Origin of the sequence: Pseudomonas sp. F3-2 (genome assembly GCF_038804275.1) — a bacterium.
Lineage (GTDB): Bacteria > Pseudomonadota > Gammaproteobacteria > Pseudomonadales > Pseudomonadaceae > Aquipseudomonas.
In genome coordinates this window covers 3,546,021-3,569,436 of sequence record NZ_CP152388.1, presented here as the reverse complement: position 1 = coordinate 3,569,436, position 23,416 = coordinate 3,546,021, and the positions used below count along the sequence as shown (strand labels likewise).

The 23,416-nt window shown below is 61.2% G+C and carries 26 protein-coding genes; 18 read left to right on the top strand and 8 right to left on the bottom strand.

Translation table 11 applies throughout. The annotated features are described in order from the left end of the window. Positions 1 to 39 precede the first annotated feature (39 nt). From moaB to AAGQ88_RS16300, 3 genes are all read left to right on the top strand, one after another. Positions 40 to 579: a molybdenum cofactor biosynthesis protein B gene (moaB, locus tag AAGQ88_RS16310; protein ID WP_093459092.1), complete on the top strand. Its 540-nt coding sequence runs from the start codon at positions 40 to 42 to the stop codon at positions 577 to 579. 6 nt (positions 580 to 585) lie between these two features. After that, positions 586 to 1,800, top strand: coding sequence for a gephyrin-like molybdotransferase Glp (glp, locus tag AAGQ88_RS16305; RefSeq protein ID WP_342652953.1), 1,215 nt, complete (start codon positions 586 to 588; stop codon positions 1,798 to 1,800). Positions 1,801 to 1,891: 91 nt separating this feature from the next. Then, positions 1,892 to 2,818 carry a glycosyltransferase gene (locus AAGQ88_RS16300; protein WP_342652952.1) on the top strand — a complete coding sequence of 309 codons (927 nt, stop codon included), beginning with the start codon at positions 1,892 to 1,894 and terminating at the stop codon, positions 2,816 to 2,818. Positions 2,819 to 2,824: 6 nt separating this feature from the next. Here the strand turns inward: AAGQ88_RS16300 and AAGQ88_RS16295 are convergent, their stop codons facing one another. Continuing rightward, positions 2,825 to 3,691 carry an NmrA family NAD(P)-binding protein gene (locus tag AAGQ88_RS16295; protein WP_342652951.1) on the bottom strand — a complete coding sequence of 289 codons (867 nt, stop codon included), beginning with the start codon at positions 3,689 to 3,691 and terminating at the stop codon, positions 2,825 to 2,827. A gap of 112 nt (positions 3,692 to 3,803) precedes the next feature. Here AAGQ88_RS16295 and AAGQ88_RS16290 point away from each other — a divergent pair, with 112 nt between their 5' ends. Further along, complete coding sequence (locus AAGQ88_RS16290) at positions 3,804 to 4,709, top strand: LysR family transcriptional regulator (protein ID WP_342652950.1); 906 nt, start codon at positions 3,804 to 3,806, stop codon at positions 4,707 to 4,709. Positions 4,710 to 4,723: 14 nt separating this feature from the next. On the opposite strand, the gene AAGQ88_RS16285 is transcribed toward AAGQ88_RS16290, so the two are convergent. Next, a complete protein-coding gene (locus tag AAGQ88_RS16285; protein ID WP_342652949.1) occupies positions 4,724 to 6,541 on the bottom strand; it encodes a monovalent cation:proton antiporter-2 (CPA2) family protein in 1,818 nt (605 codons plus the stop codon). A gap of 255 nt (positions 6,542 to 6,796) precedes the next feature. On the opposite strand from AAGQ88_RS16285, the gene AAGQ88_RS16280 reads away from it, so the two are divergent. The 4 genes from AAGQ88_RS16280 (at position 6,797) to AAGQ88_RS16265 (ending at position 9,209) form a co-directional block, all read left to right on the top strand. Continuing rightward, entirely contained in the window at positions 6,797 to 6,985 is a 189-nt protein-coding gene (locus AAGQ88_RS16280; RefSeq protein WP_093459087.1) for a hypothetical protein, read from the top strand. A 137-nt stretch (positions 6,986 to 7,122) separates the two neighbouring features. Beyond that, positions 7,123 to 7,389, top strand: a complete 267-nt coding sequence (locus AAGQ88_RS16275; protein WP_342652948.1) for a PepSY domain-containing protein — start codon at positions 7,123 to 7,125, stop codon at positions 7,387 to 7,389. Positions 7,390 to 7,505: 116 nt separating this feature from the next. Beyond that, on the top strand, positions 7,506 to 7,934 hold the full coding sequence (locus tag AAGQ88_RS16270) for a GNAT family N-acetyltransferase (RefSeq protein WP_285424893.1): 429 nt from the start codon (positions 7,506 to 7,508) through the stop codon (positions 7,932 to 7,934). Between the two features lie 243 nt (positions 7,935 to 8,177). Then, a complete protein-coding gene (locus AAGQ88_RS16265) occupies positions 8,178 to 9,209 on the top strand; it encodes an Ldh family oxidoreductase (protein ID WP_342652947.1) in 1,032 nt (343 codons plus the stop codon). Here AAGQ88_RS16265 and AAGQ88_RS16260 read toward each other — a convergent pair. Continuing rightward, entirely contained in the window at positions 9,206 to 9,403 is a 198-nt protein-coding gene (locus tag AAGQ88_RS16260) for a hypothetical protein (protein WP_285424891.1), read from the bottom strand. The genes AAGQ88_RS16265 and AAGQ88_RS16260 overlap by 4 nt on opposite strands. 234 nt (positions 9,404 to 9,637) lie before the next feature. Between AAGQ88_RS16260 and AAGQ88_RS16255 the strand changes: the two genes are divergently transcribed. Beyond that, a complete protein-coding gene (locus AAGQ88_RS16255; RefSeq protein WP_342652946.1) occupies positions 9,638 to 9,850 on the top strand; it encodes a hypothetical protein in 213 nt (70 codons plus the stop codon). Positions 9,851 to 9,899: 49 nt separating this feature from the next. Here the strand turns inward: AAGQ88_RS16255 and AAGQ88_RS16250 are convergent, their stop codons facing one another. Beyond that, on the bottom strand, positions 9,900 to 10,052 hold the full coding sequence (locus AAGQ88_RS16250; RefSeq protein WP_342652945.1) for a hypothetical protein: 153 nt from the start codon (positions 10,050 to 10,052) through the stop codon (positions 9,900 to 9,902). A gap of 191 nt (positions 10,053 to 10,243) precedes the next feature. Between AAGQ88_RS16250 and AAGQ88_RS16245 the strand changes: the two genes are divergently transcribed. From AAGQ88_RS16245 to map, 3 genes are all read left to right on the top strand, one after another. Then, entirely contained in the window at positions 10,244 to 10,594 is a 351-nt protein-coding gene (locus AAGQ88_RS16245; RefSeq protein WP_285424888.1) for a helix-turn-helix transcriptional regulator, read from the top strand. Between the two features lie 73 nt (positions 10,595 to 10,667). After that, entirely contained in the window at positions 10,668 to 10,922 is a 255-nt protein-coding gene (locus AAGQ88_RS16240) for a ParD-like family protein (protein WP_342652944.1), read from the top strand. Next, positions 10,913 to 11,704 carry a type I methionyl aminopeptidase gene (map, locus tag AAGQ88_RS16235; RefSeq protein ID WP_285424970.1) on the top strand — a complete coding sequence of 264 codons (792 nt, stop codon included), beginning with the start codon at positions 10,913 to 10,915 and terminating at the stop codon, positions 11,702 to 11,704. The genes AAGQ88_RS16240 and map overlap by 10 nt, the downstream gene beginning before the upstream one ends. Before the next feature lie 201 nt (positions 11,705 to 11,905). Here map and AAGQ88_RS16230 read toward each other — a convergent pair whose 3' ends face one another. Both AAGQ88_RS16230 and AAGQ88_RS16225 read right to left on the bottom strand, forming a co-directional pair. Then, positions 11,906 to 12,160, bottom strand: a complete 255-nt coding sequence (locus AAGQ88_RS16230) for a hypothetical protein (protein ID WP_285424887.1) — start codon at positions 12,158 to 12,160, stop codon at positions 11,906 to 11,908. A gap of 83 nt (positions 12,161 to 12,243) precedes the next feature. After that, a complete protein-coding gene (locus AAGQ88_RS16225; protein ID WP_342652943.1) occupies positions 12,244 to 12,468 on the bottom strand; it encodes a DUF6555 family protein in 225 nt (74 codons plus the stop codon). Positions 12,469 to 12,947: 479 nt separating this feature from the next. On the opposite strand from AAGQ88_RS16225, the gene AAGQ88_RS16220 reads away from it, so the two are divergent. Continuing rightward, positions 12,948 to 13,277 carry a hypothetical protein gene (locus AAGQ88_RS16220; protein WP_342652942.1) on the top strand — a complete coding sequence of 110 codons (330 nt, stop codon included), beginning with the start codon at positions 12,948 to 12,950 and terminating at the stop codon, positions 13,275 to 13,277. A 75-nt stretch (positions 13,278 to 13,352) separates the two neighbouring features. Here AAGQ88_RS16220 and AAGQ88_RS16215 read toward each other — a convergent pair whose 3' ends face one another. Next, positions 13,353 to 14,423 carry an endonuclease/exonuclease/phosphatase family protein gene (locus AAGQ88_RS16215; protein ID WP_342652941.1) on the bottom strand — a complete coding sequence of 357 codons (1,071 nt, stop codon included), beginning with the start codon at positions 14,421 to 14,423 and terminating at the stop codon, positions 13,353 to 13,355. Between the two features lie 87 nt (positions 14,424 to 14,510). Further along, entirely contained in the window at positions 14,511 to 14,711 is a 201-nt protein-coding gene (locus AAGQ88_RS16210; RefSeq protein ID WP_093459075.1) for a DUF1654 domain-containing protein, read from the bottom strand. Positions 14,712 to 14,958: 247 nt separating this feature from the next. On the opposite strand from AAGQ88_RS16210, the gene AAGQ88_RS16205 reads away from it, so the two are divergent. From AAGQ88_RS16205 to metE, 5 genes are all read left to right on the top strand, one after another. Then, complete coding sequence (locus AAGQ88_RS16205) at positions 14,959 to 15,183, top strand: YgdI/YgdR family lipoprotein (protein WP_093459074.1); 225 nt, start codon at positions 14,959 to 14,961, stop codon at positions 15,181 to 15,183. A gap of 187 nt (positions 15,184 to 15,370) precedes the next feature. Beyond that, a complete protein-coding gene (locus AAGQ88_RS16200; RefSeq protein ID WP_342652940.1) occupies positions 15,371 to 17,947 on the top strand; it encodes a PAS domain-containing protein in 2,577 nt (858 codons plus the stop codon). A 129-nt stretch (positions 17,948 to 18,076) separates the two neighbouring features. Further along, complete coding sequence (locus AAGQ88_RS16195; protein ID WP_342652939.1) at positions 18,077 to 20,284, top strand: OsmC domain/YcaO domain-containing protein; 2,208 nt, start codon at positions 18,077 to 18,079, stop codon at positions 20,282 to 20,284. A 121-nt stretch (positions 20,285 to 20,405) separates the two neighbouring features. Then, a complete protein-coding gene (locus AAGQ88_RS16190; RefSeq protein WP_342652938.1) occupies positions 20,406 to 20,903 on the top strand; it encodes a GNAT family N-acetyltransferase in 498 nt (165 codons plus the stop codon). Positions 20,904 to 21,027: 124 nt separating this feature from the next. Further along, the gene (gene metE / locus AAGQ88_RS16185) at positions 21,028 to 23,316 is read left to right on the top strand and encodes a 5-methyltetrahydropteroyltriglutamate--homocysteine S-methyltransferase (protein WP_342652937.1); all 2,289 of its coding nucleotides are present in this window, start codon (positions 21,028 to 21,030) and stop codon (positions 23,314 to 23,316) included. Positions 23,317 to 23,416 lie beyond the last annotated feature (100 nt).

Genomic DNA, 23,416 nt, shown 5'->3' with positions numbered 1-23,416 from the left:
ATAACACCGCACTGTTTCCTCTACAACCGGACCTAGCCGATGAACGCCAAGGCAGACACACCTTTCGTACCTTTGAATATTGCCGTTTTGACGGTCAGCGATACCCGCACGTTCGAAACCGATACGTCCGGACAGATGTTCGTCGACCGCCTGACCGCTGCCGGTCACGGGTTGATCGAGCGCGTGCTGCTCAAGGACGACCTGTACAAGATTCGCGCCCAGGTGGCGACCTGGATTGCCGACGACCAGGTGCAGGTCGTGTTGATCACCGGCGGCACCGGCTTTACCGGCCGTGACAGCACGCCCGAAGCCGTGGCCTGCCTGCTGGACAAGCAAGTGGACGGTTTCGGCGAGCTGTTCCGGCAGATTTCCGTGCCGGACATCGGCAGCTCCACCATCCAGTCTCGCGCGCTGGCGGGCCTTGCCAATGGCACGCTGGTCTGCTGCCTGCCGGGCTCGACCAATGCGGTGCGGACCGGTTGGGATGGCATTCTGGCCGACCAGTTGAACAACAGTTTCCGCCCCTGCAATTTCGTGCCGCATCTGAAGAAAGCCGAGCCGTGCGCGACCCGTGGGTGATGCTCGATGACCAAACCTGACATGCCCGGCCTGATGCCGGTTGAAGAGGCCATGGAGCGGCTGATGCGCCTGGCCGAAGGGGCGCCGATCCGCGAGCGTGAAAGCGTCTCGCTGGCCCAGGCGCAGGGCCGGATTCTTGCCGATGATCTGATCTCGACCCTCGATCTGCCGCCGTGGCCGAACAGCGCGATGGATGGCTATGCCTTGCGCGCGGCGGACTGGACCGGCGAGCCGCTGCCGGTCAGCCAGCGGATTTTCGCCGGACAGGCGCCCGAGCCTCTGCTGCCGGGCACGTGCGCCAGGATTTTTACCGGCGCGCCAGTGCCCGATGGCGCTGACTGCGTGGAGATGCAAGAGAACGCCGAGGTGCAGAGCGATGATCGCGTGCGTTTTCTCGAGCCGCTGAATGTCGGTCAGAACATTCGCCCCAAGGGACAGGAAACCACCGTCGGCGACAAGGTTCTGGAAGCAGGCAGCATGCTGGGTCCGATCGAACTGGGCCTTGCCGCGACGATGGGCTTCGGCCAGTTGCAGGTGGTGCGCCGCGCACGCGTCGCGGTGCTCTCCACCGGCGATGAGTTGATCGAGCCCGGCCAGCCTCTGGGCCCGGGGCAGATCTACAACAGCAATCGAGTGTTGCTGTGCAGCTGGCTTGTACGTCTGGGCTGCGAGGTGGTGGATGCGGGCATTCTTCCCGACGACCTGGGCAAGACTCGGGCGGCGCTGGGCGCACTGAACGCTGTCGACCTGATTCTCTCCACCGGAGGCGTTTCGGTCGGAGAGGCGGATTTCCTGGGTCATGCGTTACGCGAAGAAGGCGAAATCTCCCTCTGGAAACTGGCGATCAAGCCGGGCAAACCGCTGACATTCGGCCATTTCCGGGGCGTTCCGGTGATCGGCCTGCCCGGTAATCCGGCTTCGACGCTGGTGACCTTCGCGCTGCTGGCGCGGCCTTACCTGCTGCGCCGGTTGGGCGTGCGCCAGGTCAAACCGCTGCAATTCAAGGTGCCGGCCGGTTTCGCTTGGGACAAGCCGGGCAATCGCCGTGAATATCTGCGCGGGCGCCTGGAACAGGGTCGGCTGGTCGCTTATCGCAACCAGAGCTCCGGCGTCCTGCGCAGCGCCGCGTGGGCGGACGGCTTCATCGAGGTCGTCGAGGGCACGACGGTTGCGCAGGGCGACCTGCTCAATTTCATTCCTTTGAGTGAGGTGCTTGGCTGACAAGCGGCTGGATCCAACTGTGCCAATGTGAACTACCCTCAAACGCGTGTCGTGACAAATGGGCGTCGAGCATCTGCCCCGGAGTATTGTTATGCAGTCCTTGCGCATTGCCTGTGTGATTCCCACTTATAACGGCCGCCGCGAACTCGAGCGTCTGCTCGATTCCCTGGCGGTGCAGACCGCCGAGTTCGACACACTCATCGTGGACTCCAGCTCATCGGATGGCACCTTTGAACTCGCCCAGGCGCGCTGTGCCGATGTCATTCGCATCGACGGCAAGCAGTTCAATCACGGCGGCACCCGGCAAATGATGGCCGAGACTCATCCTCGCTATGACGTCTTCGTCTACCTGACCCAGGACGCTTATCTGGAAGACCCGCGCGCCATCGAGAACATCGTCGAGCCGTTCGACGATCCGCTGGTGGGCGCGGTGTGCGGCCGGCAACTGCCGCATCTGGACGCCACGGTTCTGGCCAGTCATGCGCGCTGGTTCAACTACCCGCCGGTGTCGCGCGTCAAAACCCTGGCCGATGTCCCGGAGCTGGGTATCAAGACACCCTTCATGTCCAACTCCTTCGCGGCCTATCGGCGCGATGCATTGCGTGCGGTGGGCGGGTTTCCGCCCCACGTGATCCTCTCCGAAGACATGTACGTGGCGGCCAAGATGCTGCTGTCGCACTGGAAGGTGGCGTATCAGGGGGCGGCGGTCTGTCGCCATTCGCACAACTACACGCTGCGCGAAGAATTTCGTCGGTATTTCGACATCGGTGTTTTTCAGGCCCGCGAATCCTGGATTCATGCCCATTTCGGCGGTGCGAGAGGCGAGGGCTTTCGTTACGTGAAGTCGGAGCTGGATTTTCTCGGCGCGCGGCGCTGGTACCTGTGGCCGTCGTCGTTCCTGCGCAACGGCCTCAAGTTGCTGGCCTTCAAGCTGGGCAAGGAAGAGGCCCGCCTGTCACGACCCCTGAAGCGCAAGCTGGGTATGTACAAGCGCTTCTGGGACAGCGAACACGCTTGACGGCATTCACCGATCCAGGCCCTGCCGCGCCAGCAGTGCCTGGAGCACGCTTTTCAGCCCGACGCGGCCCTTGCGCGGCACGCCTTCAAAGCGAATCCAGCCTTCATTGAAACCGTCCAGCATCTGCATGCGCGGCAGCGGGTTGCTCATGCCTTGGGAGACGAACAGCGCCTGCCATTGGTCTCGCGGCACGGCTTGCATCGTCACCGGTTTGCCGAGCAGCTCGGTGAAAGTCGCGGCGATCTGGTCAGGTGACACAGGCGTCTGGCTTTCGAGCTCGACGATGCGTTTGCCCACCCAGTGTTCTTGCAGCAACTGTGCAGCGACATGGCCTACGTCCGCAGTGGCAATCATCGGCACGGCCCTGTCCAGTGGTTGCAGAAAGCTGGGGATCACGCCAGTGCGCACGGCAGGTTCGATGTCCCACAGGCAGTTTTCCATGAACCAGCCCGGACGCAGGAAGGTTACCGGCAGCGACAGCGTGCTCAGGCTCTGCTCCAGCAGCTGCAATTGATTGAGCAGATTGGGTTGCGTGGCCTGGGCACCGATGGTTGAGATGCACACGATCTTGCCAGGCCGCGAGACGCTCAGTGCTGCATGAAGGTTGGCAATCATCCGCCGCGTTTCCGCAAACCCCTCCGACGGCGAAAAATTGGGCGGCAGCAGCACGAACGCCGCGGCGCTGTTCTGGAAGGCATCGGTCAAGGACGAGACGTCGTCCACGTCGGCGATCGCGATGTCGCAACCCATGTCCGCCCACTGCCGGGCCTTTTCAGCGCTGCGGACCACGGCGCGAACGGGTTGGCCCGCGCTCAGCAATTGCCGCGCAACTTCGCTGCCCACTTGCCCGGTGACGCCCATGATGGTGTACATGACTGTTTCCTCTGCGAGGGCGACCCTGCGTCGCCGTGGCACACAGCGTGCACTTGTCTGGCCGATTCTCCGATAGCATGGACGGCATTGAATAAATGATCTGGAGTCATCAATGGGATTCGACGGACGTTTGGCCAGCGGCATGGGGGTGCTCTCGGCAGTGGTCGATACTGGCAGCTTCGTCAAGGCCGCCGAGGTGCTGGACATGACTCAATCTGGTGTCAGTCGGGCGATTGCGAGGCTGGAGGGACGGCTCGGTATCCGCCTGTTCGACCGCACGACGCGCTCGGTCAAGCTGACCGATGAGGGCCGTCGACTCTACGAAGAGATCGCGCCGTTGCTGGCCGGGCTGGAGGAGGCCGCTTCATTGGCGTCCGGCAGCGCCAGCGCAGTGCGCGGACGCTTGCGGGTAAACGTCGATCCGTACTTTTCAAGGCTCATTCTGGCGCCTGCGGTGGGTGATTTCATGGCCACCTACCCGGAACTGGAGCTGGACCTGATGACCCGCGAGCAACTGGGTGACCTGGTGGCCGACGGCGTGGACCTTGCCGTGCGCTTTGGCGAGCCGCCGTCCTCGTCGCTGATCGGCCGACAGTTGCTCAAAACCCGCGTGCTGACTGTCGCATCTCCGACATACCTGAAAAAGCACGGCCGGCCCGGTCATCCCACCGATCTCGATAGCCCGGCCCATGTGTGCGTGGATTTTCGTGATCCACAGACCGGGCGACCGTTCGTGTGGGAATTCCACCGCGCCAAGGAGCGATTGATTCTGAACAGGCGTGGGCGTCTGATGGTCAACGACGTCGCCAGCCTGCACCGCATCTGCGAGCAAGGGCAGGCGGTGGCGCAGGTGTTGGCGTTGGGGGTGGAATCGGCGATCGCCGAAGGGCGCCTGATCGAGCTGTTCCCCGACTGGCCGGACGAGCACTTCGCGCTGTATGCGCTGTACCCGTCGCGGCACTTGCCACCCGCCAAGGTGCGGGCGTTTCTGGAGTTCGTCGTCGCCCTCAGCCGCTGAGGGCAGGGCGCCGATCAGCTCCGTGCGGCTTCTTCGGCCTGCTCGTCCATGCGGTCGGATTCGAACAGTTCGGCCAGTTCGGTGCGAGCCTCCAGCGCACTTTGCATCACCTTAGCCGCATCGTCGTAGATCAGGTGCTGACGGTTGAGCACCTGTTCGTCATGACGCTTGAAGCGCTCGATCCGCGCCGCCGCCTGCGCCTCGGTCAGGCCCAGGCCGATCAGAGTGCGGCGAGTCATCTCAAGGCTGGAATAGAAGGTTTCCCGCACCGCCTGAGCGTCCAGATCCAGCAGCCGGTGAACGTGCTGGCGGTTACGCGCCCGGGCGATGATCTTCAGGTGCGGATACAGCTTGCGTACCAACTCGGCGGTCTTGATGTTGATGTCCGGATCGTCTGTGGCGATGACGAAATATTCGGCCTGATCGACTTTGGCGGCACGCAGAATTTCCGGGCGCAACGGGTCACCGTAGAACACTGGCACGTTGCCGAAGCTGCGCGTGAACTCGATGGTTTCCACCGACGTGTCCAGTGCGATGAAGGGAATCTTCTGCGCCCGCAGGATACGCGCAACGATCTGACCCATCCGGCCCATGCCGGCGATCACCACGCGAGGATTGTCAGAGTCGATCTCGCGATATTCCTCGGGCACTTCCTTGACCACCGGCTTAGGCTTCAGCCAGCGCGAGAGCACCAGCAACAGCAGCGGCGTGAGCGCCATCGACAACGTGATCGTCAGCACCAGCGTGTCGTACAGGCTGGCGTCGAAAAGTCCTTGATCGCGGCCGATATTGAACACCACGAACGCGAACTCACCGCCCGCCGCCAAGACCAGGCCCAGGCGCAACGCGCTCTGTCCGGTGAGGCCGCCGGCGGCGCGCCCGACCAGGTACAACAGCGGAAATTTCAGCGCGATCAGCAACAGGGTCAGGCCCAGTACGGTGATCGGCGAGCTGATCAGCAAACCGACATTGGCGCCCATGCCGACGCTGATGAAGAACAGCCCGAGCAGCAGGCCCTTGAACGGTTCGATCTGCGATTCCAGTTCATGCCGGTATTCCGAATCAGCCAATAGCAGCCCGGCGAGAAACGCCCCCAGCGCCATGGACACACCGACCAGATCCATCAGCCAGGCCGTGCCGATCACCACCAGCAAGGCCGTCGCGGTCGACACTTCCTGCAACTTGGTCTTGGCAACGATGCGGAACACCGGACGCAGCAGGTAGCGTCCGCCCACCACGACCACTGCAATGCCGCCGAGCACTTGCAGGCCATGACGCAGCGAATCACCGGAGTTGGCATCGTGAGCGCCGCCTGCCAGCATCGGCACCAGCGCAATCAGCGGGATGGCAGCGATGTCCTGGAACAGCAGAATGGCGAACGCCAGGCGGCCGTGAGGTGCGTTGAGCTCTTTGCGCTCGGCCAGACTTTGCAGGCCGAACGCGGTCGATGACAGCGCCAGACCCAGGCCCAGCACCACGGCGCTGTTCAGCGGTTGATGGAAGGCGAGCAGGGCGACCGCGCCGATCACGACGCCGGTCAGCAGCACTTGCGCAAGTCCGACACCAAAGACCGATTTGCGCATGACCCACAGACGTTTGGGCGACAGCTCCAGGCCGATGATGAACAGCAGCAACACCACGCCCAATTCAGAGATGTGCGCGACACTTTCCGGGTTACCGATCAAACCGAGGCCGGACGGACCGATGACGACGCCTGCAATCAGGTAACCGATCACGGCCCCCAGTTGCAGGCGTTTGGCGAGGGGGACGGTGATGACGGCGGCGAGCAGAAACACGACTGCGGCCTGTAACAGGCTGCCTTCATGGGGCATTGGGGACTCCTTTCTGGGTGAGGCGCTGCAGACAAAACCCGCACGTAAAACGGATGCGTCCTACAGACCTGATCACACACATGCTATTGATTAAGTGCGCGTATTAAACCACGTCGAAGTGACAGGAATCAGCGACCGAGACGCTTCGCCGCAGGCCGTGACGATGCAGCGGCGTGCCAGTCGCTGCAGGAGCGCGTAACATAGGGCCGCATTTGTAACGCGCAAATGATCTCGACCGGATTCAGGAACTTCGCCATGACCAACAAACAGCGTCTCGTTTATTCGATCATCATCGCCCTGAGCGTGCTGGTCATCATGCTCGGCCTGTCGCATCTGCAGACCATCGGCGTGCTGAGCGAAAAAACATTTCAGTACATCGCCATCTTCGTGGCCGTGATCGTCGTGGTGCTCAATGGAGTGCTGCGCCGCAAGGTCAAGCACTGAGGCCCCCGGGTGCCGAGGTGCGGTGAAACTGCGCACCGACGTACCCGGTTACACAAGCCGGTCTGAACTATTTTTTGCCGGCCGAACTCCAAAACGTCGCATTCAAGAAAGCCCTTAACGGGAAATGGAGTTCAAAAATGATCAAGAAACTTGCCGCTGCCGTCCTCGCCACTGCCGCTCTGACCACTGCCCAGTTCGCTTTGGCGGACAAGCCTGGCGCAGGCTGGATCACCATCGAAAAAGCGATCGAAAAAGCCAAGGCGGCGGGTTACACCGAAATCTACAAAATCGAAGCCGACGACAATGGCTATTGGGAAGGCGAAGGGCGCAAGGCTGACAGTGTGACCTACGAGTTCCGCATCGATGGCACCTCCGGCAACGTCCTGCGTGACCAGAAAGACTGATCACGCCCCTCTGCGGGAGCGCCGTCCGGTGCTCCCGTACTGCTTTTCCCCCGCTTTACTCCCCCGTTCTTATCCGACACGCTTGCCGGCCAACCCACTGCAGCAGGAAGCAGCACATGAGTGTGCGGATCGAATTCAAAAGCAACCCAAGCGAAGACGAACGTCTGGAAATCCTCGAGCCGCTCAGGGCCTATAACGCGGCCAAGGCCGGCGACGGCAAGTCGGAAAAGTTCGCGTTCTTCGTCCGCGATGAACACACCGATGCCGTGATTGGCGGGCTGCACGGGCGCATCCTCTACCGCTGGCTGTTCATCGAGCTGCTGGTGGTGCCGGAACAGGCACGCGGGCAGCGCACGGGCAGCGAACTGATGGAGCTGGCGGAAAACTTCGCGCGGGAACGCGATTGCATCGGCGTCTGGCTGGACACCTTCGATTTTCAGGCCCCGGCGTTCTACCGCAAGCTCGGTTATCAGGCGTTCGGCCAATTGAACGATTATCCGCCGGGCCATCAGCGCCTGTTCTTTCAGAAACGTCTGGTGCCATAGGCGGCGCCCTCGCTGCTTCTCTGTGACGGCGCATTGACGCCTCGGGCGCGGGCCAGACCAGATGCTGGCCTGCCGCTTGCAGGTGCAGGCGTGTGCGAGCCCGACAGACGATCGACCTGCTGCTGACCCCGTCATTGCGAACCCGCCGCGCAGTTTACCTGTCCGGCCGTGCGCAGTACTCTCCCGACGCTTTGTTCACGTTCTGTTCGGCTTCCACTTCCAATAATCAGACCGGAGCTTCAGATGTCTTCACCGCACGATAACCACGACACGCAGACGATTTCCTTCGCGGCGCTGACCGAGCTGCTGACGCAGATTTTCCTGCGCCACGGCACCCGCGCCGAAGTGGCGGCGGTGCTTGCCGAGAACTGCGCCAGTGCCGAGCGTGACGGCTCGCACAGCCACGGGATCTTCCGCATCAAGGGTTACCTGTCGTCGTTGGCCGCTGGCTGGGTCGACGGCCAGGCGGTGCCGATCGTCGAAGATGTCGGCGCCGGGTTCGTGCGGGTCGATGCAGCCGGGGGCTTTGCTCAGCCCGCCATGCAGGCGGCCAAGGCGCTGCTGATCGAGAAGGCCCGCAGCGCCGGGATTGCCATTCTGGCGATTCGCAACTCGCACCACTTCGCGGCACTGTGGCCTGATGTGGAGCCTTTCGCGCAGCAAGGACTGGTGGCGTTGAGCGTGGTGAACAGCATGACCTGCGTCGTCCCTCACGACGCGCAAAAACCTCTTTTCGGCACCAACCCGATTGCTTTCGCGGCGCCCCGTGCGCAGGGCGAGCCGATCGTGTTCGACATGGCCACCAGCGCCATCGCCCACGGCGACGTACAAATCGCCGCCAGAGAGGGGCACATGCTGCCACCCGGAATGGGCGTGGACCGGGACGGCCAGCCGACCCAGGATCCCAAGGCCATTCTCGACGGGGGCGCGCTGTTGCCCTTCGGCGGTTACAAGGGCTCGGCGCTGTCGATGATGGTCGAGCTGCTCTGCGCGGCACTGACCGGCGGCAACTTTTCTTATGAATTCGACATGTCCAGCAAGCCTGGGGCGCAGACCCCCTGGACCGGGCAGACCATCATCGTGATTGACCCGGACAAGGGCAGTGGCCAGGCCTTCGCCGCGCGCAGTGAAGCATTGATCCGGCAGATGCACGACGCAGGGCAGCAGCGCTTGCCGGGTGATCGTCGATACCGGCAGCGCGAGCAGTCGCTCGCACAGGGCATCGTCTTGAAGACTGATGACCTGAGCCGTTTGCGCGAGCTGGCCAGCGCCTAACTGTCGAACGTGTGGAGTTTCCCAGGCCGCTTGAGCGCGCCGGGCGTTTGCTCGGCAACGTGAAGGCGCATCAGGTGCTGGCTGTCCAGCGCTTCGGTGGAAGATCGGGTGACCTGGCCGCAGGGCATTGCCAGCGCGGTTGCGCTCACGGCGGCCAGCATCAGGGTAATGAACAACGCGATAATGGTTTTCATGGTCGTGCCTCTCCTTGAAGGGAGCGCAACGAGGCGCTCGATCGACCGTTGCAGACTAAGTCCGCGCTGGTGGGAGGCGTTATTCGGATACTGTTCGCTTCTTGCCTGATGCTGCAAGAGGGTGCGACGGCGTCAGGCGGACACGACACGACCACTCGTCGAATCGAGGCTTGCGTTTGGAGAGCGTTGAAAATACTGTATGTTTAAACAGTATTCAGCGAGCGAGGATCGAACATGTCCATTCATCAAGCCACTACCGCCACCGCATTTTCCACGCCTGCGGCCGAGCCGACTTTCAGCAGCGTCTGGGGTAACGAGATGCAACGCGAGGATTTTCTCGCCCTGGCCGCCGGTCTGCGTCAGTTCAACGCTTTTGCACACGACATGGCGTTTGTTCCGGATCCAGTCGGTCAATCGGCCGACCACGCGCATTTGGCGGGGAAATGAATCCTGTCATTTCTCTGCTGCAGGCCTATGGTGGGTCAACGAGGGTGATTCAGCGCTTGTATCGCGTCGTTGCGACGACGACCTGGGGCTGTACGATCTGGTCGGCTTCAGGCTGACGCCGTTTGCCGGCGCGGATCAGGCTGAGCGCAATCAAGGTGCCCACTGCCGATAAGGCGCACCAACCCATCAAGAATGTCATCACGTCTGGTTCTCCGAACTGCAGAAATCGGGGTGCCGTTTGAAATGGCACGCTCTCCATCCGAATTCATCGGCCGTATGCCGCATTTCCTGAGGCCGAGAAACCGGAAGCTTGAACAAACGTCGAGTTCAGCGCAACTCCCTCAGACCAATGGGGTCTTGCTTTAGACATAGTCAACGTCGAGGCGCACGTTTATGAAAGATCTCGGTTCACGCTTGAAGGAAGAGCGTAAGAGCCTCGGGCTGTCGCAACAGGAGTTTGGCGCTATCGGTGGCGTGGAAGCCAACGCGCAAGGCAAGTACGAGAGTGGCGAACGCATTCCGCGTTCCGATTACCTGGCGGCTCTGGGCAAGAAGGGCGTCGATGTCCTGTATGTTCTTTCGGGAAAGCGAACACCCATTTCGACGGACACTTTGAACGATGCCGAGCGCGCGATCATCACTCACTACCGTGCGCTGAGCGAAAACGACCGTGACGCGATATCGCAGTTGGCCGCTTCATTGTCGGAATGTGCGACCGAATTCGGTGGCCGGCCGGCCGCGTAAGGCGATCCCACCGACGCTTGCGATTGAATATACGAAACATATATGATTCGTATATAAATCGAGAGGTCTGCACATGGGACTGGTGAAAATTTCCGAACAGATGCACGCAAACATTCGCTGCGCCAGCGCGGCGCTCAGCCGCTCGATCAATGCTCAGGCGGAGCACTGGATGCGGGTCGGCATGCTCGCCGAGCTGAACCCCGGGTTGAACTACAGCGAAATCTGTCAGTTGCTGATCCGGGCCGAGACGTCAGGCGGCGCGGTCCTGAGTCTGCAGTCCAGCGACCTGGTCCCGGTCGAGTCTCGAGTCGGAGCGGTCTGCCAATGAGCATCAGCATAAAGAGTGAAGCCGATCTGGTCGGGCTGCGGATAGCGGGGCGGCTGGCGGCCGACGTTCTGGCGATGATCGCACCCCACGTCAAGCCCGGCATCAGTACCGAGGCGCTGGATGACATTTGCAATGACTACATTGTCAATGAGCTCAAGGTCATCCCGGCCAACGTCGGTTATCACGGGTTCACCAAGACCACTTGCATTTCGCCGAACACCGTGGTGTGCCATGGTATTCCGTCGCCTGACGACATCCTCAAGGAAGGCGACATCGTCAATATCGATGTGGCGGTCATCAAGGATGGCTGGTACGGCGACACCAGCCGCATGTATTACGTGGGAGAGGTCAGCCCGCTGGCCCGGCGTCTGGTGGAAACCACCTACGAAGCAACCCTGGCAGGCATTCACGCGGTGAAGCCTGGCGCTACGCTGGGGGATATCGGCAACGCCATTCAGACCGTCGCGTACCGCGAAGGCTTCAGCGTCGTGCGCGAGTACTGTGGGCATGGCATCGGCCGCAAGTATCACGAGGAGCCGCAAGTGCTGCACTATGGCGCCGCTGGCAAAGGCCTGAGGCTCAAGACCGGTATGGTGTTCACCATCGAGCCGATGATCAACGCCGGCAAACCGGGCACTCATGTGCTGGAAGATGGCTGGACTGTTCTGACGCGCGATCAGTCGCTGTCGGCGCAGTGGGAGCACATGGTCGCGGTGACCGACAGCGGCTTCGAGCTGCTCACGCCCTGGCCGGATGGTACGGGCGATTACCCGGCGGTGTAGCGTCAGTACGTGGACTAATTAAGTCACAATTGCCGAGATGACGAAGGTTCCGCTTAGCTTGTAGTCTTCTTCCCGTTCCCCTGTAGTGCTGCTACCTGACCGGCTCAAGGATGATCAGATCAGCAGCACTTGGGGAGAACACCAGCACATTGCTGAAGACATTAAAAAACCGGCCTGGGCCGGTTTTTTTGTGGGTGAAATTCAGGACTGCAGCTGTTTGGCCGCCTCGACGCCGGCAGAGCTCAGCTTGATCGGATACTTCAACAGGCGCTCGCCTTTGGCGGGGCTGTCGACACTGCCGTCATGAATCAGGCCGGCCTGTTGCAAATGCTCAAGCGTGTCGGCAACGGCGTTTTCCCCTCGGTAGTTATCCAATACCTCTTTGCCCAGACCTGTCGGGTGGGCATGCAGCAATCGGGTCAGGACTTCCTTTTTGAGCGCGTTATCTATGGTCATGGTTTCCTCGCTTTGCTGGTTTGATGAGCGCTGCTTGTAAATTCCGACCACTCGATATGCGGTTTGTTTGGTCTTTCGTCCGGTCAGGTGCGTTTCCATTGCACCTTGGTCACGCCAAGGCCTTCGGCATACAACATCGCAAGCCTTACGGGCCCTGCACAGATGTGCCCGTCCAGCGTGCCCACGCCCGCGTGCAATGTCGCGAAATGCAGGGCCTGGCTTTCACAGAGATGGCTGGCCTGATGTGAGAAATGTCGCGGTTCGCCTTGAAACTGGTAATGAATTTCAAAATCCTTAGAGTCATTCATCGTCGTAGGCCCGTGTGGCGTGCTGAGCGCCGCGCTGAAATTGAGTACTTCCTTTATGTACCTGACAGCCTGATCGCCGCATGCATCGGCGCTGCTGTCACTTCATTTCGAGATCGATACAGGCTTGGCGATACTTCAAGGCCTCGGATCGAGAAACGTTCTCTGCCTGAGAAAAGTCGTCTGCGAGGGCTGCAAAGCGACTGACCGGGGGAGAATTACACACCTTAGATGGCATTTTGAATCCCCTGCCGATGGGCGGTGTTGACCTGTATCTGTTTGGATGGAGAGCGCTTCGCGGATTTTTAATTCGACCTGCTAGGTCATCCTTTTGGGTGTTTAAACGCTGGATTTGTCGCGATCATGGCAGTGGTTTGAAATGGACAGCCGTAAGTGGAAAAAAAGGCAAATTGATGGCCCGCCTGCATGACGATTTCTGGAAAAATCCTGTCTTTTTTCAAGCGATTCCAGGACGAGGGTGTATGCGTAGAGTGGGTGTGATCCTGACAGCATCGTTGCTTGCAGCGTTGGCGATGCCTGCTCAGGCCAGAGACATCAGCAAGAACGACCTGCAGGTGTGTAAATGGGGCGCGGGAATGGCAGGGGCGGCGCAGCAATCCAAATTGTCCGGGACCACGCTGTACAGCGCACGTAAAAAGCTGCAGACGCGAAAGTTCTCCCAGCCCTGGATGCGCAAGATGGCAGTGGGCATCACTGAGCAGACGTATAAGAGTCCGTCCAGGCTCAAGCCCGCTGCCGTCAAGCAGACCTATTACGACGGCTGCATCCAGCACGACCTGGCCCGTAAATAGTCGGGCTTGTTCACGCAACGGCGGCTGTCTTGCAGCCGCCTCTTGGGGTGACGGGCAGAGCGCGTCAGGCCGCTCTCAATGGCAATTTCCGGCCAGCCGATAGTGCTGAGCCTCGGCGGCCGCTGCGCTGTTGAACTCAACACGGTTTTTCTCGGCCACGGCGTTGTACGACGGGCAGTCAGGTCGGTGATAAACCATGGTCTTGCGGTTGCCGCGGATGGCCGAAGCCAGGTGGGTGGCTTCGGTCGAGGCTGCCGGTTTCATCGGGTTCGCCACGCCTGGCCGGGCTTGTGTCGCCACGGTCGATGCAGCTGCCGCGCCGCTGCCACCGCCCAGGTGTGCGCTGAGGAAAATCGGCGCGTGGTCCGATACGCTGTCGCGACCCTTGGCATGGGTGAGGCCCAGGAACTGCGGATAATCGAACACTTTCACGCTGTTGACGCGGATCGCCGTGGTTTTGCTGACGAAGATGTTGTCGTAGAGATTGGCGAATTTTCCGTCGGTCGCCGACAGCGTGCTGGCGCCTTCGAGCACCAGCGGCCGGGCGCTGGCGTCGAGGTTGTTCCATGCAGGCGCGTTGGGCGGCGTATTGAAGTCACCCATCAACATGATCTGCGAGTTGCCGGCATAGGTCTCCTTGAGCCAGTTCCAGTAGCTGGACAGGGCAATGATTTCCGATGCCCGATCGGACTGACTCTTGCCGTACAGGATGTGCACGGTCGCCACCACGAAAGTACTGCCATCCTTGAGCGATCTGAACCGAGCCGAGTAGGGCTCGCGCTCGAAGGTGTCGTTGCGGTCCAGGTAGGTGACGGCGCCGTCTTCATAAGCTACGACATCGTCTCGCCAGACGAATCCATACATCTCCTTGTAGGAAGATCGACCGACCGCGTGGGACGCCATCGCGCTCCAGTGTTTCCCGGTTTGTTTGCCCAGCTCTTTGGCAAGGGCCTGCAGTGCCTCTTCGCTCATCAATTCCTGAACGGCGAGGAAGTCGGCTTTCTGCGCCACTTTGGCGATGCTTTGGAAATCCTTGTTGGGTCGTACGCTGAGGTGTTCCAGATTCCAGGTGCCGATGGTGACGTCGGCGCAGGCGTTTTGCAGGAAAGAAAGGGCAAGCAGGATCGAAACGAAAAATCTGAGCATTGTTTTCCAACTACGGGGATCGGGTTAGAGGCAGGCGCTGCGCTGAAGGCCGGCCTTCCTATCAGCGGCCGATCAGCGCAGGTGTATTCAGTCTTCTCGCGGTACGGTCCAGAACACCTGGACACCGCCGTCATCTCGCCACGCGAGGGTGACGTTGTCGTTCTCGTCGATTTCCTCCAGCAACTGATTCCAGTCGTCCTCCAGCTCATCGGCCAATCGGAAGATCAGCGCAGAGCGTGCTCTCTGCGCAGTGGGAGAGTTGATGATTTTCTGAATGCGGATGCCCATACGTTGGTAATGGTCAGGCGTGGAAGCGGCATGGTCTGACACGAGCGTGATCCCTTATTGTTGCTGTATGTACATACAGTATTTCACTGTGGGACGTTTCGCAACACTGGATCAGACAAAAACCAGATGATAGCCAAGTCGTTGATTTGTCCCACCATTATCTGTGCAGCGAACCATTATCGGACGGACCGATCTGATCACTTGTTGGCGGAACGGTTCGCAATCAACGGAAAACTCAGGAGTGCGCATGAACATCAAAGGGGTGGGACTGCCGGTGGCGTTTGTCTGCTGTGCATTGTTGGCGGGATGCTCGACCGCAACGGTCGTGACGCTGCAGAACGGTACGCAGTATGTGACCAAGGATGCGCCGAAGACCAAGAGCAAGGATGGCTTTTACGAATTCGAGGACATCAGCGGCAAAACCGTGAAGGTACGTGCCGACGAAGTGGCCACGGTGAAAGAAGAAGAGTGATGCACGCGGCCTGATCAGGCATTACCGGTCAGGCCCTTTTTTTGTCTTCGGACTTGGCAGAGCACTGGCCTGGGCGAGGGGACGACTGACGCTGACGAGGTGATCTCAGGCAAGGAACATCCGCGCATGGACGTTGCTCTAACTTGGCAGCGAAAAAACCGGATCCATTTTTTGTCAGGCTTGCACCATGGAATACCCACCGACGACCGCGCTCAGCGCAGCCCCTCTGCGGTTTCTCTCCAACGGCGGAAACGTCGGCGCATTGCTTCAGTCAGGCCAGATGGACGGTTCGCCTCTGGGCGCTCCGCAGGAATGGTCTGCCAGTCTGAAATCGTTGATGGGCACGATTCTTCCTGTTCAGGCGCAGATCGTTCTGTTCTGGGGGCCGGAGTTCGTCGCGCTGTACAACGACGCGTATGCGCCGAGCATCGGCGACAAGCACCCGCGCGCGCTCGGCCGGCCTGCAGTCGAGAACTGGCGCGAGCTTTGGGATGATCTGGAGCCGCTGCTGCGCGGCGTGCGGGACACCGGTCAGACGTTCTCCGCCAAGGACCGACCGTTCTATATCGAGCGGCACGGTCGCGGTGAGACCGTGTATTTCGATGTTTCCTATTCTGCCGTCTATGAGGACGAGGACGGTCCGGTCGGCGGCGTGTTGTGCGTGGTAACCGAGACCACCGAGCGGGTCCTGTTCGAGCGACGTCAGGCGTTGCTGGTCGAACTGGGGCGTGAGCTGCCTTCGATTCGTGAGCCTCAGCGGATCGAGGCCGATCTGGTCACCCGGCTGGGCCGCGAACTCAGCGCTTCGACCGTGTGTTTCGGTGAGGTCAGCGATGAACCGGGCGTACTCGACATCCGCCGCGAATTTCGTCGAGGCGCAGTCAGCGTGGTGTCGCGGCAACACACGCTGACTGCTGACGCCCTTCGATTGCTGCAACAAGGCGAGACCGTGCTGGCTGAAAACGATGCCCGGGCATCGACGCGCGCCAACCACGCCGAAGAAGAACAGGGCGGCGACACGGCCATCTTTGTTCCGCTGATTCGGCATGGCGGGCTGGCGGCGGTATTTATCGTCCAGTTCGAGGGCGGCAGGATCTTGAGCGAGCCGTACATTCATCTGGTCGAGGAAGCGGCCAAACTGGGCTGGCTGTGGATCAACCACGCGCGTTCCGAGGCTGCACTGCACGCCAGTTCCGCGCAGTTGGGCGCCATCTTCGAACAGGCGGGCGCGGGGATTGCACTTTGTGATCATCGGGGTGTTTTCCAGAAGGTCAACGATCGCTATTGCGACATCGTCGGCGTGGCGCGCGAGGCCATGCTCGGCTGCTCGATCGTCGATATCCAGAACCGCAGCGCCCTGCAGACCGGCGCTCTGTTTCAGGACGAGTTTCTGAAATCACAGGTCCCTTTCGAGCTCACTCAGCATCATGTACGCGCCAATGGCTCGGCGGTCTGGGTGCAGACCCACGTCACGCCGCTCCTAGATGATCAGCGTAACGTCGGCGGTCTGCTGTTCGTCTGTGTCGACATCAGTGCGCGGATGCGCGCCGAGTTGCAGTTGATGGAGCTCAACGAAAGTCTGGAGCAGCGGGTGGCGACGATTGTCGCTGAGCGCGAGGCGGCGCTATCACTGCTGCACGAATCGCGCAAGACCGAGATGGTGGGGCAGCTTGGGGGCGGCATCGCCCATGACTTCAATAACCTGCTGACGCCCATCATGACTTCGCTCGAACTGCTGCGGCGCCAGCCGGAAGCCAATGAGCGTTCGAGCCGGTTGATCGGTGCTGCGTTGCAGGCGGCTGATCGTGCGCGAATTCTGGTCGGCAGGCTGCTTACTTTTGCCCGTCGGCAGACGCTGAAGCCGCAAGCCGTGGCCCTGGACCTGCTGGTCAACGACATGCGCGAGCTGATCCAGCGTTCGCTGGGGCCGATGATCCGCGTCATGGTGGACATCCCGCCAGCGCTGCCCAAGGTCTTCATCGATCCTCATCAGCTCGAGTTGGGCATCCTCAATCTGGCGGTTAACGCGCGCGATGCCATCGACGAACAAGGCTGCCTGCGGATCAATGCCTGCGCCCAGGCGTTCGCCGAGCCTTCGGCGCACGGCCTGGCGGCGGGAAGCTACGTGCGGCTGAGCGTCGCCGATGACGGCTGCGGGATGAGCGAAGCCGTGCTGCGGCGCTGCGTGGAGCCGTTTTATTCAACCAAGGGCGTCGGCAAAGGAACCGGTCTCGGGTTGTCGATGGTGCAGGGGCTGGCGCTGCAATCGGGCGGCGGGTTCAGTATTCAATCGGCTCCGGGCAGCGGCACTCAGGTCGATGTGTGGTTGCCGGTGTCGAAGGCCGGCTCGGAGGATGGACGGTCCTGCGAGACCGAGCCGGTCCCGGTCGCCGCTCAGCCTTTTCACGTTCTGCTTGTCGACGATGAAGAACTGGTCCGCTACACCACTGCGCTGCAGCTGCGCGACCTGGGGTATCAGGTGACCGAGGCAGGCTCGGCGTCGGTGGCGCTGCGCATGGTCGAGGCGGGGCTCAGGCCCGACATCCTGGTGACCGACCAGTTGATGGCCGAACAGAACGGTGCGCAGCTGGCAATGACGTTGCGCACCCGCCTTCCTGAGTTGCCGGTGCTGATCATCACCGGTTACACCCAGCAGACGGCGGCGCAGCTGCATGGATTCGAGGTCCTGGCCAAGCCGTTCAGTCGCGCCGACATCGCTGCCAGGGTCGCTCAGGCCATTCGGTGCAGAGAACCGGCTTCGTAACGAACGACGTCGCAGCTGCCCGCGCGAAGGCCGCGGCAAATTCGGACCATTTGCCCGGCAAGCAAGACTTCCGGCGGAAAAACAGGATAATGGCGGCCATCGTTTCGCTCGCTCTTATGGTAGTTCCGCATGGAAATCAAAGTTAACTTTCTCGACAATCTTCGACTTGAAGCCAAGTTCGATGATTTCACCGTCATCGCCGATCAGCCGATCCGTTACAAGGGCGATGGCTCCGCACCGGGTCCGTTCGACTATTTCCTCGCGTCTTCCGCGTTGTGCGCTGCCTACTTCGTGAAGTTGTACTGCGAGACCCGCAACATTCCCACCGACAATATTCGCCTGTCGCAGAACAACATTGTCGATCCGGAAAATCGCTACAACCAGATCTTCAAGATTCAGGTCGAGCTGCCCGCTGATATCTCCGCGAAAGACCGTCAGGGCATCCTGCGCTCCATCGACCGTTGCACGGTCAAGAAAGTGGTGCAGACAGGTCCCGAGTTCGTCATCGAAGAAGTCGACAACCTGGACGCCGACGCCCAGGCCTTGCTGATGCTCGATTCCGACGCGCAGACCCGCACCTACATTGCCGGCAAGGACCTGCCGCTGGAGCAGACCATTGCCGACATGTCGGGGATTCTTGCGCGCCTGGGCATGAAGATCGAGATCGCGTCGTGGCGCAATATCGTGCCCAACGTGTGGTCGCTGCACATCCGTGACGCGCACTCGCCGATGTGTTTCACCAACGGCAAGGGCGCGACCAAGGAAGGCGCGCTGGCCTCGGCGCTGGGCGAGTTCATCGAGCGGCTCAATTGCAACTTCTTCTACAACGATCAGTTCTGGGGCGAGGACATCGCGCAGGCGGCGTTCGTGCATTACCCGAACGAGCGCTGGTTCAAGCCTGGCCGCAAGGACGAACTGCCCGCCGACCTTCTCGATGACTATTGCCTGGGGATTTACAACCCCGACGGCGAACTGCGCGGCTCGCATCTGTACGACACCAACTCCGGCAACACCGAACGCGGCATCTGTGCGCTGCCGTTCGTGCGTCAGTCCGACGGCGAAACGGTCTATTTCCCGTCCAACCTGATCGAAAACCTGTTCCTGAGCAACGGCATGAGCGCCGGTAACACGCTGGCCGAAGCGCAGGTGCAGTGCCTGTCGGAAATCTTCGAGCGGGCGGTCAAGCGTGAGATTCTCGAGGGCGAGCTCGCGTTGCCGGATGTGCCGCAGGACGTGCTGGCGAAATACCCGGGCATTCTCGCCGGCATTCAGGGGCTTGAGGAGCAGGGCTTCCCGGTGCTGGTGAAGGATGCGTCGCTGGGCGGCGAGTTCCCGGTCATGTGCGTGACCCTGATGAACCCGCGCACCGGCGGCGTATTTGCCTCGTTCGGCGCGCACCCAAGCCTTGAAGTGGCGCTGGAGCGCAGCCTGACCGAGCTGTTGCAGGGCCGCAGCTTCGAGGGCCTCAACGACCTGCCGCAGCCGACGTTCGAGAGCCATGCGGTGACCGAGCCGAACAACTTCGTCGAGCATTTCATCGATTCCAGCGGCGTCGTGTCGTGGCGCTTTTTCAGCGCCAAAGGCGATTACGAATTCGTCGAATGGGACTTCTCCGGGCAGGGCGAGCACTCCAACGAGGAGGAAGCGGCGACGCTGTTCGGCATTCTCGAAGACATGGGCAAAGAGGCGTACATGGCCGTCTACGAGGACTTGGGCGCCACGGCCTGCCGGATTCTGGTGCCTGATTATTCCGAGATCTACCCGGTCGAAGACCTGATCTGGGACAACACCAACAAAGCGCTGGCATTCCGCGCCGACATTCTCAACCTGCACAGCCTGGATAATCGCGCCCTCAGAGCGCTGGGCAAGCGTCTGGAAGACAGCGAGCTGGATGATTACACCGACATCACCACGCTGATCGGCATCGAGTTCGACGACAACACGGCGTGGGGCCAATTGACGATTCTGGAGCTCAAGCTGCTGATCCACCTGGCGTTGAAACGCTTCGACGATGCCAAGGAACTGGTGGAGATGTTTTTGCAGTACAACGACAACACGGTCGAGCGCGGGCTGTTTTATCAGGCGCTGAATGTGGTGCTTGAGATCCAGCTGGACGATGAGCTGGAACTGGATGACTACCAGGTCAACCTGCGCCGCATGTTCGGGGATGCCCGCGTGGACGCGGTGCTTGGCTCGGTGGACGGCAGCGTCCGCTTCTACGGCCTGACGCCGACCAGCATGAAGCTGGAAGGACTTGATCGTCATCTGCGCCTGATCGACAGCTACAAGAAGCTGCACAGTGCCCGCGCCAGTGCGGCCGCACGTTCGGCCAGTTGAGGCGAGCGGCACAGGCGCTGCATCGACGAAGCCAGGCGCTGCCTGGCTTTTTTCCACGAGGCGGATTCCCTGGCGCCGCCGCGCCCCGGCGGTCCTGCCCCTTCACAAGGTTCACAGATCCATGTCCACCCTCACTTTTCGCGACGCCGTAGCGTCTGACGCAGCGCGTTGCTATCAGATCGAATCCACTGCCTACGAAGGCGACGAAGCGGCCACGCTGGCGAAGATCCAGACCCGGATCGCCCAATACCCGCAGGGCTTCCTGATCCTGGAAGACGCGGGCGCAATCGTCGGTTTCATCAACAGCGGCTGCGCCCACGATGTGGTGATGTCCGACGAAGACTTCAAAGAATTGATCGGTCATTCAGCCGACGCGCCGAACGTGGTGATCATGTCGGTGGTGGTCGATCCTGCTCAGCAGGGCAAGGGTTACGCAACGCTGCTCATGGGCGAATTCGTGTCGCGCATGAACGCGCTGGGCAAGAGCAGCATTCATCTGATGTGCAAGGAGCGGCACGTTCCGCTGTATCAGCGAATGGGCTATCAGTACGTCAAGCCATCGCCTTCGGACCACGGCGGCATGGCCTGGCACGAGATGGTCATGACACTCGAGGGCTGAAACGCAAGACGCTCGACGTGATGATCATGAATAATATTCGTGGTCATCACGATCAGAATGAGTTTGTCTCAGCATTGGCAGGTATCGACAATGGCGCCATTCAAACGCATTGGAGTTGTCTGTCATGGCCTTGGCCCATTCCCTGGGGTTCCCCCGCATCGGTCGCGATCGCGAACTGAAGAAAGCGCAAGAAGCATTCTGGAAAGGCGAGCTGGACGAAGCCGGGCTTCGCGAAGTCGGCCGTGCGTTGCGCAAGACGCACTGGGAGATTCAGAAGCAGGCGGGTATCGAACTGTTGCCGATAGGCGACTTTGCCTGGTACGACCAGGTGCTGACGCACTCGCTGATGGTCGGCGTGGTTCCCGAGCGCTTCCGCCCAGAGCAGGGGCCCGCCACCCTGCAGACGCTGTTCGCCATGGCGCGCGGCGTCAGCGACAGTTGCTGCGGCGGGGCTCATGCGCAGGAAATGACCAAGTGGTTCGACACTAACTATCACTATCTGGTACCTGAATTCAGTGCCGATCAGTCGTTCCAGCTGGGCTGGCACCAGTTGTTCGAAGAGGTCGCCGAAGCGCGCGCCTTGGGCCATACCGTCAAGCCGGTGATTCTGGGTCCGCTCACTTATCTGTGGCTGGGCAAGGCCAAGGGCGGCGACTTCGACAAGCTCGACCTGCTGGAGCATCTGCTGCCGGTTTACGGGCAGATCTTCCAGCGGCTGGCTGATCTGGGCGTGGACTGGGTGCAGATCGATGAGCCGATCCTGGTGCTCGACTTGCCGCAGGACTGGAAGCATGCGTTCGAGCGTGCCTACAACATCATCCAGCGCGACCCGCTGAAAAAACTGATCGCCACCTATTTCGGTGGTCTGGAAGAGAACCTTGGCCTGGCCGCCACATTACCGGTGGACGGTCTGCACATCGATCTGGTGCGAGCGCCCGAACAATACCCGACCATTCTCGACCGTCTGCCGGCGTACAAGGTGCTGTCGCTGGGCGTGGTCAACGGGCGCAACGTCTGGAGCGCCGATCTTGAACAGTTACTGCTCACACTGCGCCACGCCCATGAACGCCTCGGCGATCGCCTGTGGATCGCGCCCTCGTGCTCGTTGTTGCACAGTCCGGTGGATGTGGAGCGTGAGGACGGGCTCGACGCGGAGCTGAAAAGCTGGCTGGCCTTCGCCGTCCAGAAATGCGAGGAAGTGGCGGTGCTGACCGAGGCCCTCAATGACCCTGACGCGGCAGGCGTCAGCACGGCACTTGCACAGAGCCGCGCGATACAGGCCGCCCGCGCCGTCTCGCCGCGCATTCACAAACCTGCGGTGCAAGACCGGGTGGCGGCCATCGGCGCCCGCGACAGCCAGCGTCAATCACCTTTCGCTCGACGGATCGAACAGCAGCGCGCGCGGCTGGCATTGCCGGCATTTCCCACCACCACCATCGGCTCTTTCCCGCAGACGCCGGCCATTCGCCTCGCTCGGCAGTCCTGGAAGCAGGGCAAGCTGACTGACGCCGAGTACACCGAAGCGATGCACAGTGAAATTCGCCATGCCGTCCAGGTGCAGGAGCGTCTGGGGCTGGATGTGCTGGTGCACGGCGAGGCTGAGCGCAACGACATGGTCGAGTATTTCGCCGAGCAGCTCGACGGCTATGCTTTTACCCGTTTTGGCTGGGTGCAGAGCTATGGCTCGCGCTGCGTGAAGCCGGCGGTGATCGTCGGCGATCTCAGCCGTCCGCAGGCCATGACCGTGGAATGGATTCGGTATGCGCAGGGCCTCACCGACAAGGTGATGAAGGGCATGCTCACCGGCCCGGTGACCATGCTGATGTGGTCCTTCCCGCGTGAAGACGTGAGCCGCGAAACGCAGGCGCGCCAACTGGCGCTGGCGATCCGCGATGAAGTGGTGGATCTGGAAGCGGCCGGCATCCGGATCGTGCAGATCGATGAAGCGGCGTTCCGTGAAGGCCTGCCGCTGCGCAGGGCGCAATGGCAACCCTATCTGGACTGGGCCACCGAGGTGTTTCGCCTGTGCGCGTCCGGTGTCGGCGATCACACCCAGATCCACACGCACATGTGCTACAGCGAATTCAACGACGTGATCGAGTCCATCGCCGCCATGGACGCGGACGTGATCACCATCGAGACGTCGCGCTCGGACATGGAGCTGCTGGACGCGTTCGAAGCCTTCGCGTACCCCAACGAGATCGGTCCGGGTGTCTACGACATCCACTCGCCACGGGTTCCCGATGCGTCTGAGATGATCACTCTGCTGCGCAAGGCCGCCCGCCGAATTCCAGCCGAACGCTTGTGGGTCAACCCGGACTGCGGCCTGAAAACCCGCGGCTGGGCAGAAACCGAAGCGGCGCTGGTGCACATGGTTGAGGCGGCGCGCACGTTGCGCCGCGAACTGGCCTGACGGCGCGCGGCGACACCCCGGCCGGAGCACGCCAGCCGCGCTCCGGCTTTCTGCGCCGCTGTCCGTCCGAGCCGGGACGGCCTACGCTGACGGTCGTACC